Source organism: Streptomyces coelicoflavus (assembly GCF_045041415.1).
GTDB classification, from domain to species: Bacteria; Actinomycetota; Actinomycetes; order Streptomycetales; family Streptomycetaceae; genus Streptomyces; species Streptomyces coelicoflavus.
The window spans coordinates 3,671,684-3,686,556 of the sequence record NZ_CP108218.1; the positions used below are offsets into that span (position 1 = coordinate 3,671,684).

Below are 14,873 nucleotides of genomic sequence, written 5' to 3' on the forward strand. Positions count from 1 at the left end.
CGCCGTGAGCATACGGATCGAAGCAGAGGTCAGCCATCCGGTCAACGACGAGGTGGAGCGGGTGCTGGGGCTGGCCGCGGCCGCCGGTGCGCCGGTCATGGTCACCGTCGTGCGGGACAAGGACCGGCCTTTGCTGCACGGGGTGCTGGTGCCCGCGGCGACGCTGGCGCTCTGGGAGCACTGGGCGCCCACCGCGTACCCGGCGGGAGAGCGGGCGGAGGGGCCCGAGCCGGCTCACCCCGAGCAGTTCGGGCCGTTCACGCTCTTCCGGCGTCGCGTCGGTGGGCGTACGGCGGTCGTCCGGGACGGCGTGGTGGTCGCGGAGCTGATCGACCCCGCCGAGGCGCACTGGCTGGAGGAGAAGGCCCGCAACGTCCGCCAGGGCTTCATGGACCCGAAGCAGAAGGCGGCGTTCGAGGAATTTCTCGCCCGGCAGGCGGAGCGCGATGAGCGGTAGCGGGCGGGCGGGCGGGGCAAGACGGTGTGGTTCGCGTGCGTCGGCACGGCGGGCGAGTCGTCGCCGCGGCCGTGACCGACTCCGTCAACCGGTCGCGTGCCGGGTGGCGGCGAGGCGTACCTCTTGTGCGGCGCCCGGTGGTTCGAGGAGCAGGTGGGCGGCCTCGCGCCCCTCGTGGTGGACGCGCAGGCGCGGGCCGTCGGTGAGGACGCGCAGCTCCGGCCAGGGGTGGCGCCACAGCAACGCGGAGCGCTCCCACATCTGAAGGCCGCGACTGGTCACCACCAGCTGGTACTGCGGCCCCTCGTGCGCCGCGGGCGGCGTGTGCTCGCGGTACGGGGGCCGGACGGTGTAGGTGCCGAGAACCTTCTCCCCCGGCTCCAGCGCTTCACGCCGTACGGCTCGGCGCCGGCCGATCCGTACTCCGGCCCAGCCGGCGAGCCCGGCGGTCAGCACGGCCGGTCCGGTCACCGGCCACCACGGCAGCGCGGCCTCCACACCTGCCAGGACGACCGCCGTGACCGGGAGGAAGGCCGTTCCGGCGGCGGTGGCCCACTCCGAGCGCCGCGGGGGTCCGGTCCTGCCGTTCTCGTCCCTGTCCATGCCCCTGCCCCGTCCCTGTGTCGGCCCCGGCCCCGGCCCGGTGACCGCCCCCGGAGTCCTGCGGGTCAGCCTATGCGGCGCACGACGAGGCCCCCGGGCGGACGAATCCACCCGGGGGCCGGTCGAGGGGGCGGGCGACGGCTCGCCGCGCGGTCAGACCGCCTCGGTCACCGGCGCCTTCGCCGTGACCGGGTCGCCGTCGCCGTCGGCCGGGGCGTCGGCCGGCTTCGGGCCCGCGCCCTTCAGCGGGACCTCCTTGACGAAGAACGCCGCGACCAGCGCGAGCACCGCCACCGCGGAGCCCAGCAGGAACGCGCCGTGGGTGCCGGAGGACACCGCGTGCTGGTAGGCGTCGCGGATCGCCGCCGGCAGGGCGTTCAGCGCGTCCGCGGTCAGCGTCGCCGACTGCTCCGTCGCCTTGGCGCCCTCCGGGGCCCGCTCGGCCATGGCGTCCTGGACGCGGCTGTTGAACAGGGCGCCCATGATCGCGACACCGAAGGAGGAGCCGAGGGTGCGGAAGAGGGTGGTGGAGGAGGACGCGACGCCCATGTCCTTCATCTCCACGCTGTTCTGCGCCACCAGCATCGTGATCTGCATCAGGCAGCCCATGCCGAGGCCGACGACGGCCATGTACAGGCCGGAGGTGAAGCGGGTGGTGTCGGTGTCCATGGTGGACAGGAGGAACAGGCCGACCGTCATCAGCGCGCCGCCCGCGACGGGGAAGATCTTGTAGCGGCCGGTGTTGGTGGTGACCCGGCCCGCGACCATCGACGTGACGAGCATCGCGCCCAGCATGGGCAGGAGCAGCAGGCCCGAGTTGGTGGCGGACGCGCCCTGCACCGACTGCTGGTACAGCGGCAGGAAGAGGGTGGCGCCGAACATCACGAAGCCGACGATGAAGCCGATGACGGACATCAGCGTGAAGTTGCGGCTGCGGAAGATGTGCAGCGGCAGGATCGGCTCCGCGGCCCTGGTCTGCCAGAACACGAACCCGACCAGCGCGGCGACGCCGATGCCGATCAGCTCCATGATCCGCGCCGAGGTCCAGGCGTACTCGGTGCCGCCCCAGGTGGTGACGAGCACGATGGCGGTGATGCCGACGGTCAGCAGCGCGGCGCCCGGATAGTCGATCCGCGCCTTGCTGCGCTTCTTCGGCAGGTGCAGTACGGCGCTGATGGCGATCAGCGCGATCACGCCGAGCGGGATGTTGATGTAGAAGGACCAGCGCCAGCCCCAGTTGTCGGTGATGGTGCCGCCGACCAGCGGTCCGCCGATCATCGAGAGCGCCATGACTCCGGCGATCATGCCCTGGTACTTGCCGCGCTCCCTGGGCGGTATCAGGTCGCCGATGATGGCCATGACGCCGACCATCAGACCGCCGGCGCCCAGACCCTGGATCGCGCGGAAGCCGATGAGCTGGCCCATGTCCTGGGCCATACCGCTGAGCGCCGAGCCGGCCAGGAAGATCACGATCGACGTCATGAAGACGCCCTTGCGCCCGTACATGTCGCCGAGCTTGCCCCACAGCGGGGTGGAGGCCGCGGTGGCCAGGGTGTAGGCGGTGACGACCCAGGAGAGGTGCTCCAGGCCGCCCAGCTCGCCGACGATCGTGGGCATCGCGGTGCCGATGATCATGTTGTCGAGCATCGCGAGCATCATCGCGATCATGAGGGCGAGCAGGACGACCCGTACGCTCCTCGGTTGCTTCACGGTGCCGGCTCCGCCGGTCGCCGCCTCCGTCTTGTCCGCCATCTCTCCTACTCCCCCAGCTACCGCTGTGCCACTTGCACTTACTTGCCGCCCGGCAAGTTGTCTACACTGGGAAAGGTAGGCGCGTAACTAGCCGGTCGTCAAGTAAGTTTTTCGGAAAGTGCGCGGGGCAGGAGGTGCGTAGGAGGATGGGCGGCACAATGAACGGCACCAAGCAGCAGCGACGCCGCGGGGACACCCGCCAGCGCATCCAGGACGTCGCGCTCGAGCTCTTCGCGGAGCAGGGGTACGAGAAGACCTCCCTGCGCGAGATCGCCGAGCGTCTGGACGTGACCAAGGCCGCGCTCTACTACCACTTCAAGACCAAGGAAGAGATCCTCGTCAGCATCTTCGAGGACCTCTCACGGCCGCTGGAGCACCTGATCGAGTGGGGGCGGGAGCAGCCGCACACCCTGGAGACGAAGCAGAAGATCATCCGCGGCTACAGCGAGGCGCTGGCCGGCGCGGCGCCGCTGTTCCGCTTCATGCAGGAGAACCAGGCGACGGTGCGGGACCTGCGCATCGGCGAGCTGTTCAAGACCAGGATGTTCGGCCTGCGCGACATCCTCATGGACCCCGAGGCGGACCTGGTCGACCAGGTCCGCTGCATCAGCGCGCTGTTCACCCTGCACGCCGGGATGTTCGTGCTCCGGGACCTCGAAGGCGACCCCGAGGAACAGCGTGCAGCCGTTCTCGAGGTCGCCACCGATCTGATCACCCAGGCCCATCGGGGAGCCGCGGGAGCGTAGTCACGCCCCTCAGACGGTCACGCCCTTGGACTTCAGGAAGGCGACCGGGTCGACGGCCGAGCCGTAGTTCGCGGTCGTGCGGATCTCGAAGTGCAGGTGGGGGCCGCTGGAGTTGCCGGTGTTGCCGGACTTGGCGATCGACTGGCCGGTCTTCACGACCTGGCCGATCTTCACGTTGACCTTGGACAGGTGCGCGTACTGGGAGTACGTGCCGTTGCCGTGCTTGATCACGATCGCGTTGCCGTAGGCGGGGCCGTCACCGGCGCCGTTGCCGCCGGCCTTGACCACGGTGCCGCCGTGCGTGGCGACGACGTTGGTGCCGACCGGCACGGCGAAGTCCTGGCCGCTGTGCTTGTGCGCCCACATGCCGCCGTTCTGGGCGAAGCCGGCGCTCAGCGCGTACTTCTTGACCGGGTCCACCCAGGAGGCGGCCTTCTTCTTGGTGGCGGTCTTCTTCGTGCTCGCGGAGGCCTTCTCGGCCTTCGCCGCCTTGGCCTGCGCGGCGGCCTGGGCCTCCACCGCGCTCGCGGCGGAGGTGGTGCTGGAGGCCGCCGTGGTGCCGGTGGCGGCCGCGACCCCGGCTCCCAGTGCGACCGAGGCTCCGAGGCCGGCGGCCATCACCGCGGCGCGGGTGCGGATGGTCGTACGGGAAGAACGGGACGTGACACGCGGGAACATTCGAACCTCATGGGGACGGGTGCAGAGGAATGCCCACCGGCGGGACGCACAAGGCGCTCACCGGGCGGGCTCAACCTTGGTAACCCGGCGACCCCGAACCGCACAAAGGTGTGACCTACGACCCTATTTAGTACTTCAGAGGGAAACTTCCCGACCCGCCCCAGAGCCGTCATTACGGACAGAACCAGGTCAGAAACCCGGAAATCGCCCCTCACGCCACCCCGGTATGTCCGTTTTCGTAGTTCTTGCGGCTTCCACTATTCCCCGTAGTACAGGGCAATCGGCCTGTGCGGCACGTCACCGGCGGCCATGATCGAAAGGCCCCCGAATGTGACGGGGGCTACTCCCGTCCCGGCTAACCCGCCCCCGCACAAGGGGGTTCACCTGATTCCCAGGAGGAGGCTCCGGTGTTCACGCCGGGGAGGATCACATCCGAGTATGGCGACGCGGGGCGTCGCCGAAGCCCAGCCCCGGGCGCGGAGCGCCCGTACGGCTACCAGCACGGCCAAGGCGAAACGAACACGCGTACCTGTGATCGCTGGTCGGGGTGGTGGTTGCGGTATCGGCGGGTGTGTGTGCGGCTGTCGTACGTATGGTCCTTTGCAGGGTTCGGGACGGCACGGTGTCCCGGCCACAGGCCGTGAAGGGGGTGCGAGATGGCGCAGGCGGGGACGGATGAGAAGGTCGGGCATGCCCGGTACACGTACCGGTTGCGGGTGTCGTCCGCGGCTCGTGCCCTGCTGGCGGCGGAGTGGGGCCGGTGTCGCTGGCTGTGGAACGAGTGCGTCGCCAAGTCCAGGGCCGTACACCTGCACAACAGGGCCACCGGCGAGAAGGCCACGTGCGGTCCGGCGCAGCTGGACAGGACGCTGACCGGGGCCCGTGCGCGTACCCCGTGGCTGCGGGAGGGCTCGTCGGTTCCCCAGCAGCAGGTCATCCGCGACTTCGGCCGCTCCCGCGCCAAGGCGCACAAGGACATCACCGAGGGCCTGCCTGTGGCGCGCCGGGCCGGGATGCCGACGTGGAAGACCAGGCGTGAGTCGCCGGCAACCCTGAACTACACCCGGCGCGGGTTCCGGCTGAAGGACGGCCGGCTGCACCTGGCGGGCGGCATCGTCCTGAACGTGGTGTGGTCGCGGGAGCTGCCCGACGAGCCGTCCTCGGTCCGCGTGTACCAGGACAGCCTCGGGCACTGGTACACCTCCTTCGTCGTCCCCGCCCAGGTCCAGCCCCTGCCTGCGAGGGCCGCGTCCTCGGTGTCGACTGGGGCGTGCGGGAGACGGCGACCACCACGTCCGACGCGCACGACCTGCCGCACCCCTCGCACGGTGGGAAGGCGAAGGAGAAACTCACCCGCTACGACCGGATGATGGCCCGCCGCAGGCCGAAGAAAGGGACGTCCGCACCGAGGGGCTACCGGACGGCGAAGAGGCTGCGGGCGAAGGCGCACAAGAAGGTCGCCCGGCAGCGTGCGGACACCGGCCGCAAGTGGGCCAAGAAGGTCGTCCGCGACCATGACACCGTCGCGGTGGAGGACTTCCGCCCGAGGTTCCTGGCCAGGACAAACATGGCCCGCAAGGCCGCGGACGCCGCGATCGGCGCCACCAAGGCCGCCCTGATCGAGATGGGACGCAAGTACGGGCGGGACATCCGCCTGGTCCACCCCGCGTACACCACGATGGACTGCGCGCAGTGCGGAGCGAGAGCCAAGCACGCACTGCCGCTGGGTGAACGCACCCACACCTGCACCGCCTGCGGAACCGTCTCCCCACGGGACAAGAACTCCGCACGCGTCATGCTCGTCCGGGCTGGTCTCAACCCGGCTGGCGCCGAAGGCGGAAGACCTCCTGGAGCGCCGCTCCAGGAGGCAGCCTGAGCCAGAAATCCCCAGCCCCTTTTGGGAGGGGAGGATTCAACTAGGCTCGGAACATGGTCGACGTCACAGCACTCGGGGCCCGTGTCGCGTCCAGTGCGGTCACTCCGCTCGTCCGCCGGCTCTTCGTCCGGGACGGGCCGGGAGCGGGTCTGGTGGACCGCCCGGTGCGGATATCGGCGCTGGTGTCCTTCCGGGGCGAGAAGCGGACCGTCACGCCCAAGGACGTCGAGAAGATCGCCGGAGAGCTGGTCCGCAGGGCGCTGGCCGCCGCGGGCCCCGGTGAGGAGCCCGTCGGCGCCGCCGAGGCCGCGGTCGTCAAGGACGCCCTGGCCCGCACGCTCGCCCGGCTCGGCGAGATCACCGTCGAGGACTACGAGGCCGTCGGGCTCGGCCCCGAGCGCTTCGCCCGCGAGCTGAGCGCGGGCGTGCCGCTGGCCCCGTACGGGCTCGGCGAGGGCGGCACGCTGCTGTACGAGCGGCTGCTGCACACCGCCTCGCTGCACATCCTGAACTTCCTCACCCAGCGCTCCACCTACGTCGCCCGCCGGCAGACCGTCCAGGCGCAGCAGCTGGCCCGGCTGGTCCAGGCCGTCGACGTACTGCTGGAGCGGCTGCCGTCCCGGTCGGCCGAGGACGCCGGGTTCGAGGAGCGCTACGCGGACCACATCACCACCCGGTACGGCACCCTCACCATCTACGGGCTGGACGCCGGGACCCGGGAGTGGCCGCTGGACACGGCCTATCTGAGCCTGGAGGCGACCCGGCCGCAGGCGGGGCGGGGCGGGAGCCGGGGCCCGGAGTACCCGACCGTGGCCGCCGAGCAGGTCCTCGCCGGTCACGACCAGGTGTTCCTGCGCGGCGTCGCCGGGTCCGGCAAGACCACCCTCGTGCAGTGGCTCGCGGTCACGGCGGCGAGCCGGGTCTACGACCACGGGCTGCCCCACCTCATCGGGCAGGTGCCGTTCGTGCTGCCGATGCGCCGGATCGTCCGGCCGGACGCCGAGCTGCCCTTCCCCGGCGACTTCCTGCGCGCGGTCGGCTGTCCCGTCGCCGGGGAGCAGCCCCCGGGGTGGGTGGAGCGCGTGCTGCGGGCCCGGCGCGGGGTGCTGCTGGTCGACGGCATCGACGAGGTCGCCGGGGACCGCCGTGCCGCCGCCCGGCGCTGGCTGCGCGAGCTGGTGCGGGCCTTCCCCGGGAACCTGTGGCTGGTCACCTCGCGGCCCTCCGCCGTACCGGAGGACTGGCTGGCCGCCGAGGGCTTCAGCGAACTCGTCCTCGCCCCGATGGGCCGCGAGGGCGTCGCCACCTTCGTACGGCGCTGGCACCGGGCGGCCGAGGTGGACGAGTCGGTCGGCGCGTCCCTGCTGGCCTCCGTGCGCGGCACCCCGGAGCTGACCGGGCTGGCCACCAACCCGCTGATGTGCGGCATGCTGTGCGCCCTGCACCGCGACCGGCGCGGTTTCCTGCCCCAGGACCGCAGGTCGCTCTACGAGGCCGCCCTGACCATGCTCCTGGAGCGCCGGGACCGGGAACGGGAGCTGCACGGCTTCGACGGGGTGCGCCTCGCCTACGCCACGCAGGTGCAGCTGTTGCAGAAGCTGGCGTGGTGGCTGATCCGCAACAGCCGGGCGGAACTGGACCGGGACGAGGCGCTCGGCATCGTGGAGCGGTCACTGCCCGCGCTGGACCTGGACGGCGCCGGCGGCGAGGAGGTCTACCGGGCCCTGCTGCTGCGCTCCGGGCTGCTGCGCGAGCCCGCCGAGGGACGGGTGGACTTCCTGCACCGCACCTTCCAGGACTATCTGGGCGCCCGGCTCGCCGTGCAGGAGATGGACTTCGGCCTGCTGGTCGGCCACGCCGACCGGGACCAGTGGGAGGACGTGATCCTGCTCGCCCTCGCCCATGCCCGGCCGAAGGAGGCGGAGCACATGCTGCGCCGGCTGACCGAGCTGGGCACCCCGCGCGGGACGCTGCTGGCGGCGGCCGGGCTGCGGTACGCGGCCGAGGTGGAGCCGGGGACGCGCAGGCACGTGGAGGAGGGGCTGGCGACGCATGTCCCGCCGGCCACCAAGGCGGCGGCGCGGGACGTGGCGCAGGCCGGCGGCGATCTGGTGCTGAGCCTGCTGCCGGGGCCGGACGGCCTCGACGACGACACCGCGTTCCGGGTGGTGCAGACGGCGGCCCATCTGCACAGCGAGGCCGCGCTCCAGTTCCTGTCCCGGTTCCGGGACCACGCGGACTCGTTCGTCGGTACGCAGCTGGCCGCCGCGTGGCACGGCTTCGACCGGGACCAGTACGCCCGCGAGATCCTCGCCCACCTCCCCACCCAGTACGCCGTCGACGCGTACTCGGTCGAGGACCTGCGTACGCTGCGCTCGCTGGGCGGCTGGGAGCACATCCACGTCCGGGGCCCGTACCGCGTCGAGGACCTGACCTCACTGATCGTCCCCGAGCGGCTGCGCCTCCTGGCCCTGGACGCTCCGCACCCCGTGGAGGGGCTGTCCTGGCTCGGCGCGTTCCCCGCCCTGCGGTCGGTCACCGTGTACACGGATCTGGACCCGGCCGTGGCAGGCCAGGCGCCGCCCGGAGTGACGGTCCGGAACGAAACCGTCCCCCCGTCCGCCGACCACCAGGGGTAACCCACATCCATGGATGCCGTCGTCCGCACGCCCTCCCGTCTCGCCGCCCCCCTCGTCCACCGGCTCTTCCGCGACCCCGCCCGCCCGCCCGTGTTCTCCGAACCGGTCCCCGGCCTCGTCACCTGGCGCGGCGCCGGGGCCACGGCCACCCCGGACGACGTCCACCGCACCGCCGCCGACCTGGTGCACCTCGCCGCCGAGCGGCACGCCGCGCCCAACGCCGAACTGGCCCCGGTCGTCGACGTCCTGGCCCGCACGCTGCTCGCGATCGCCGAGGTCGACGTCACCGACGCCGACGCCGTACGCCTGGGACCGCAGGACTACGCGCGGCGGCTGCGGGGCGCGGTGCAGGGCGCCGACCGGGAACTGTCGCCGGACGCGGCCTGGTTCCACGACGCGCTGCTCGTGTCGGTGTGCCTGCACGTCCTGCACCACTTGGTGCGGCGCTCCGCCTACCTCCAGCGGCAACTGCCGGGGCGGGCGAGCCGGATCGCCCAGCTGGTCGACCTGGGCGACGCCGAGGCGGCGGCCCGGCACGCCGAACGGTCGGAGGAGGACGTGGCGTTCGAGGCCGAGTACGCAGAGTGGGTGGCCCGGCGGCACGGCTGGCTGACCATCGTCGGCGTGGACTTCCCCAACGCGCCCGACCGTTGGCCGCTGGAGGAGACCTACCTGAGCCTGGAGGCGGAGGAGCGCAGCGGCGGCGTGGGCGGCACCGAGGACGACCAGCGCACCGTGCTGCTCGCGGACCGTGCCCTGGAGGACCACGACCGGGTGCTGCTGCGCGGCGGCGCCGGGTCGGGCAAGACGACCCTGGTGCAGTGGCTGGCCGTGGCCGCCGCCCGTGAGGGCTCCCGGATCCCCTTCGTGCTGCCCGTACGCCGCTTCGCCCGCGAGGGCTTCCCGGCCCCGGACGACTTCCTGCACGCGGTCCGGCACCCGCTCGCCGACCGCGCGCCGGAGGGGTGGGTGGTGCGCACGCTGCTCGCGGGCCGGGCGCTGCTGCTGGTCGACGGCATCGACGAGGCGCCCGAGAAGACGCGCGGCGAGCTGCGCGACCGGCTGCGCCGGCTGCTGCGCGTCTTCTCCGGCAACGGCTGCCTGGTCACCTCCCGGCCCTCCGCCGTCTCCGACGGCTGGCTGTCGGGGGGCGGGCTGGCCGAGGAGGACTTCGTCGAGCTGTCCCTGGCGCCCATGTCGCGGGACCGGGTGACGCGCTTCATCCGGGACTGGCACTCGGCGGCCCGCCTGGACGAGCAGAGCCGCTCCCCGGGCCCCCAGGGGCGGGAACGGGAGCGGGAACGAAGAACACTGGACGAGTACGAGCAACGGCTGCTGCACTCCGTACGCATCTACCGCGAGCTGCGCCAGCTCGCCACCAACCCCCTGATGTGCGGCCTGATATGCGCCCTCAACCGGGACCGGGCGGGCTCCCTGCCCAGCGGCCGCAAGGAGCTGTACGACGCCGCCCTGGAGATGCTGCTCCAGCGCCGCGACCCCGAACGGGACGTGCTGTACGCCGACGACGTGCGGCTCCAGCAGAGCACCAGGGAACGGCTGTTGCAGAAGCTGGCCCACGCCATGCTGGAGGAGGACGCCTCCGAGCTGACCGGCGAACGGGCGGTCGCCATCCTGGACGCCGCACTGCCCGCGATGCCCGCCGCCCGCGCACAGGGGGACGGCGCGACGATCTTCCGGCACCTGCTGCACCGTACGGGCCTGCTGCGCGAACGGTCGGGCGAGTCGGTCGACTTCGTCCACCGCACCTTCCAGGACTACCTGGCCGCCAAGGAGATAGTCGCCCGCGGCGGCTTCCCGACGCTGGTGGACCACGCCCACCAGTCCGAGTGGGAGGAGGTCATCCGCATGGCCGCCGCCCACGCCCGGCCCGAGGAGTGCGGCCAGTTCCTGGAACGGCTGCTGGCACCCGCGCCCGGACTGCGCCGCCCGCAGATCAACCACCGCCGGCTGATGGCCGCGGCCTGCCTCGACCACGTCGCCGAACTCGACCCGGCCGTCCAGCGCCTGGTCCACGACCGCACGAAGAACCTGGTGCGCCCGACGACGGAGCTGGCCGCCCGAGGGCTCGGCTGGGTCGGCCCCATCGTGCTCGAGCTGCTGCCCGACCCGGGCCAGGTGCCCGACGACCGGCAGGCTCTGCTGCTCGCCTGTACCGCGACCCGGGTCGCGGACGACGCGGCCATCGACTACCTGGCCCGGCTGCGCTCCCGCGCCGCCCTGCCGGTGCGTGCGGAACTGGCCCGGGGCTGGCGGCACTTCGACACCGAGCGGTACGCCCAGGAGATCATCGCCCACCTGGACCCGGACGGCCTCTACTTCCCGGTCTCCGACACCGCCGAGCTGGCGGCGCTGCGCGAACTCGGCGGACGTGCGCGCATCCAGGTGGCCGGGGTGATGCGGGCCGAGGAGCTGCTGGCGGGGCTGCTCCCCGACCGGCTGACCCACCTGTGGCTCAACGCGGAGCTGCCCGACACCGACCTCTCGTGGCTGTCCGGCTTCCCCCGGCTGCGGGTACTGCGGGTCAATCCCCGGCTGCCGCGGGTGCGGAGCGTGCCGAACGGGGTGGAGATCACGGCGTAGCCGCAGGCCGGGGACTGACTACTACTCAGTAACCCAATCGTTGCCGTCCGGCCACTTGCTGGGGCAAGCATGCACGCGACAACTTTGTGCCGTCAGGCATCCGCGCAGGCATGAGAGGACCCCACCCCCCATGACCGACCAGACCGGACAGACCAGACAGACCCGGCGTACCTGGTGGCGTGCCACGGGCACGGCCGCCGTCGTCGCGGCGGCGCTCACCGCGACGGTCACGCCGTCCGTCGCCGCCCCGGCCCGGACGCCGCCCGCGTCGGTCACGGCGGTCGCCGCCGCGGACGACGTCGACTACGACACCTGGCAGCGGGACTGCCGGGCCGTGATGGACGCGGCGCTGCCGTACCTGAAGGAGCGGATCGCCGACTCCGCCCCCGGCGAGAAGCAGGCGATCGTCCTCGACATCGACAACACCTCCCTGGAGACCGACTTCGGCTTCAGCTACCCCCAGCCCGCCAACCGGCCGGTCCTGGAGGCCGCGCGGTACGCCCAGGAGCACGGCGTCGCCCTGTTCTTCGTGACCGCCCGCCCGGGCATCATCGAGGCGCCCACCGAGTGGAACCTCGCCCACGCCGGGTACGAGTCCTCGGGCCTGTACGTCCGCGGCTTCCTCGACCTGTTCAAGGACGTCGCCGAGTACAAGACCGAACAGCGCGCCGAGATCGAGTCGAACGGCTACACGATCATCGCGAACATCGGCAACAGCGCCACCGACCTGTCGGGCGGCCACGCCGAACGGACCTTCAAGCTGCCGGACTACGACGGGCAGTTGTCCTGACCCTGGTGTTCTGACGGCAAAAGACGGAAGGGGCCGCCCGGGACCGAAGTCCCGGGCGGCCCCTTTCCAGGCTCACCCCGGAGGGCTACGCCTCCTTGCTCAGGTTCGGGCCCGCGCCGCCGCCGGCCGCCTGCTCGATCGGCGGGACGTCGGGGAGGGTCGACTTCTCCTCACCCCGGAAGGTGAAGGTCGCCGTGTCGCCCTCGCCCTCGGTGTCCACGACCACGATGTGACCGGGACGCAGCTCGCCGAAGAGGATCTTCTCCGACAGCGAGTCCTCGACCTCGCGCTGGATCGTGCGGCGCAGCGGACGCGCGCCCAGCACCGGGTCGTAGCCCCGCTTGGACAGCAGCTCCTTGGCGGACTGGGAGAGCTCGATGCCCATGTCCCGGTCCTTGAGGCGCTCGTCGACCTTGTCGATCATCAGGTCGACGATCTGCAGGATGTCGTCCTGGCTGAGCTGCGGGAAGACGACCACGTCGTCCACACGGTTGAGGAACTCGGGCCGGAAGTGCTGCTTCAGCTCGTCCTGGACCTTGTTCTTCATGCGCTCGTAGTTGGACTTCGTGTCGCCCGCGGCGGCGAAGCCGAGGTTGAAGCCCTTGGAGATGTCCCGGGTGCCGAGGTTGGTCGTCATGATGATGACCGTGTTCTTGAAGTCCACGACCCGGCCCTGGGAGTCGGTCAGGCGACCGTCCTCCAGGATCTGGAGAAGGCTGTTGAAGATGTCCGGGTGGGCCTTCTCGACCTCGTCGAAGAGGACGACCGAGAACGGCTTGCGGCGGACCTTCTCCGTCAGCTGGCCGCCCTCCTCGTAGCCCACGTAGCCGGGGGGCGAACCGAAGAGGCGCGAGACCGTGTGCTTCTCGCTGAACTCCGACATGTCGAGGGAGATCAGCGCGTCCTCGTCACCGAAGAGGAACTCGGCGAGGGCCTTGGACAGCTCCGTCTTACCGACACCGGACGGGCCGGCGAAGATGAACGAGCCACCGGGACGCTTCGGGTCCTTCAGGCCGGCACGGGTACGGCGGATCGCCTTGGAGAGCGCCTTGACGGCGTCCTTCTGGCCGATGACCCGCTTGTGGAGCTCGTCCTCCATGCGCAGCAGGCGGGACGACTCCTCCTCCGTGAGCTTGAAGACCGGAATGCCGGTCGCCGTGGCGAGGACCTCGGCGATCAGCTCGCCGTCGACCTCGGCGACGACGTCCATGTCGCCGGCCTTCCACTCCTTCTCGCGCTTGGCCTTGGCGGCCAGGAGCTGCTTCTCCTTGTCGCGCAGGGAGGCGGCCTTCTCGAAGTCCTGCGAGTCGATCGCGGACTCCTTGTCGCGGCGGACGCCGGCGATCTTCTCGTCGAACTCGCGCAGGTCCGGCGGCGCGGTCATCCGGCGGATACGCATCCGGGAGCCGGCCTCGTCGATCAGGTCGATCGCCTTGTCCGGCAGGAAGCGGTCCGAGATGTAGCGGTCGGCGAGCGTCGCCGCCTGGACGAGGGCCTCGTCCGTGATGGAGACGCGGTGGTGGGCCTCGTAGCGGTCGCGCAGGCCCTTGAGGATCTCGATCGTGTGCGGCAGCGACGGCTCCGCGACCTGGATCGGCTGGAAGCGGCGCTCGAGGGCCGCGTCCTTCTCCAGGTGCTTGCGGTACTCGTCCAGCGTGGTCGCACCGATGGTCTGGAGCTCACCGCGGGCCAGCATCGGCTTGAGGATCGACGCGGCGTCGATGGCGCCCTCGGCGGCACCCGCACCGACCAGCGTGTGCAGCTCGTCGATGAACAGGATGATGTCGCCGCGGGTGCGGATCTCCTTGAGGACCTTCTTCAGGCGCTCCTCGAAGTCACCGCGGTAGCGGGAGCCGGCGACCAGGGCGCCGAGGTCCAGGGTGTAGAGGTGCTTGTCCTTGAGGGTCTCGGGCACCTCGCCCTTGACGATGGCCTGCGCGAGGCCCTCGACGACGGCGGTCTTGCCGACGCCGGGCTCACCGATGAGCACCGGGTTGTTCTTCGTACGGCGGGACAGCACCTGCATGACCCGCTCGATCTCCTTCTCGCGCCCGATGACCGGGTCGAGCTTGGACTCGCGAGCGGCCTGGGTGAGGTTCCGGCCGAACTGGTCGAGGACCAGGGACGTGGAGGGGGTGCCCTCCGCAGGACCGCCGGCGGTGGCGGTCTCCTTGCCCTGGTAGCCGGAGAGCAGCTGGATGACCTGCTGCCGCACCCGGTTCAGATCTGCGCCCAGCTTGACCAGGACCTGGGCGGCGACGCCCTCGCCCTCGCGGATCAGGCCGAGCAGGATGTGCTCCGTGCCGATGTAGTTGTGGCCCAGCTGGAGGGCCTCGCGGAGCGACAGCTCCAGAACCTTCTTGGCACGGGGGGTGAAGGGGATGTGGCCGGACGGGGCCTGCTGGCCCTGGCCGATGATCTCCTCCACCTGCTGGCGGACCGCCTCGAGCGAAATCCCGAGGCTCTCAAGGGCCTTGGCGGCGACACCCTCACCCTCGTGGATCAGGCCCAGGAGGATGTGCTCGGTGCCGATGTAGTTGTGGTTGAGCATCCGGGCTTCTTCCTGAGCCAGGACGACAACCCGCCGCGCGCGGTCGGTGAACCTCTCGAACATCGTTAATCGCTCCTCAGAGCGGTCAGGCAGTAAGGGGAACTTCCCCTCCCTGTCCTTCCGCAGCTTAGTCCCGCAAGCGGGGACCGCTCATTCCAACTGCCGACACCGTCGATGGCC

General features: G+C 71.2%; 9 protein-coding genes and 1 pseudogene. 6 read left to right on the plus strand and 4 right to left on the minus strand.

Features of this window, described 5'->3' with window-relative positions; translation table 11 throughout:
- Positions 1-4 precede the first annotated feature (4 nt).
- Positions 5-457: a hypothetical protein gene (locus OHA99_RS16285; RefSeq protein ID WP_153178595.1), complete on the plus strand. Its 453-nt coding sequence runs from the start codon at positions 5-7 to the stop codon at positions 455-457.
- Positions 458-541: 84 nt separating this feature from the next.
- Here OHA99_RS16285 and OHA99_RS16290 read toward each other — a convergent pair whose 3' ends face one another.
- Together OHA99_RS16290 and OHA99_RS16295 are read right to left on the minus strand one after the other, a co-directional pair.
- Complete coding sequence (locus OHA99_RS16290; RefSeq protein WP_405696374.1) at positions 542-1,060, minus strand: hypothetical protein; 519 nt, start codon at positions 1,058-1,060, stop codon at positions 542-544.
- A 153-nt stretch (positions 1,061-1,213) separates the two neighbouring features.
- Positions 1,214-2,812: an MDR family MFS transporter gene (locus OHA99_RS16295; RefSeq protein ID WP_164383760.1), complete on the minus strand. Its 1,599-nt coding sequence runs from the start codon at positions 2,810-2,812 to the stop codon at positions 1,214-1,216.
- A 146-nt stretch (positions 2,813-2,958) separates the two neighbouring features.
- Here OHA99_RS16295 and OHA99_RS16300 point away from each other — a divergent pair, with 146 nt between their 5' ends.
- Complete coding sequence (locus OHA99_RS16300; protein ID WP_194279975.1) at positions 2,959-3,558, plus strand: TetR/AcrR family transcriptional regulator; 600 nt, start codon at positions 2,959-2,961, stop codon at positions 3,556-3,558.
- Positions 3,559-3,567: 9 nt separating this feature from the next.
- Here OHA99_RS16300 and OHA99_RS16305 read toward each other — a convergent pair whose 3' ends face one another.
- Complete coding sequence (locus tag OHA99_RS16305) at positions 3,568-4,236, minus strand: M23 family metallopeptidase (protein ID WP_153178597.1); 669 nt, start codon at positions 4,234-4,236, stop codon at positions 3,568-3,570.
- Positions 4,237-4,892: 656 nt separating this feature from the next.
- Here OHA99_RS16305 and OHA99_RS16310 point away from each other — a divergent pair.
- From OHA99_RS16310 to OHA99_RS16325, 4 genes and pseudogenes are all read left to right on the plus strand, one after another.
- Positions 4,893-6,112, plus strand: a pseudogene (locus OHA99_RS16310) (RNA-guided endonuclease InsQ/TnpB family protein).
- Between the two features lie 53 nt (positions 6,113-6,165).
- Positions 6,166-8,751 carry an NACHT domain-containing protein gene (locus tag OHA99_RS16315; protein ID WP_405696377.1) on the plus strand — a complete coding sequence of 862 codons (2,586 nt, stop codon included), beginning with the start codon at positions 6,166-6,168 and terminating at the stop codon, positions 8,749-8,751.
- A gap of 9 nt (positions 8,752-8,760) precedes the next feature.
- A complete protein-coding gene (locus OHA99_RS16320; protein ID WP_405696379.1) occupies positions 8,761-11,352 on the plus strand; it encodes an NACHT domain-containing protein in 2,592 nt (863 codons plus the stop codon).
- Positions 11,353-11,482: 130 nt separating this feature from the next.
- On the plus strand, positions 11,483-12,142 hold the full coding sequence (locus tag OHA99_RS16325) for an HAD family acid phosphatase (RefSeq protein WP_405696380.1): 660 nt from the start codon (positions 11,483-11,485) through the stop codon (positions 12,140-12,142).
- Between the two features lie 85 nt (positions 12,143-12,227).
- Here OHA99_RS16325 and OHA99_RS16330 read toward each other — a convergent pair whose 3' ends face one another.
- The gene (locus tag OHA99_RS16330; protein WP_153178602.1) at positions 12,228-14,756 is read right to left on the minus strand and encodes an ATP-dependent Clp protease ATP-binding subunit; all 2,529 of its coding nucleotides are present in this window, start codon (positions 14,754-14,756) and stop codon (positions 12,228-12,230) included.
- Between the last annotated feature and the right edge of the window lie 117 nt (positions 14,757-14,873).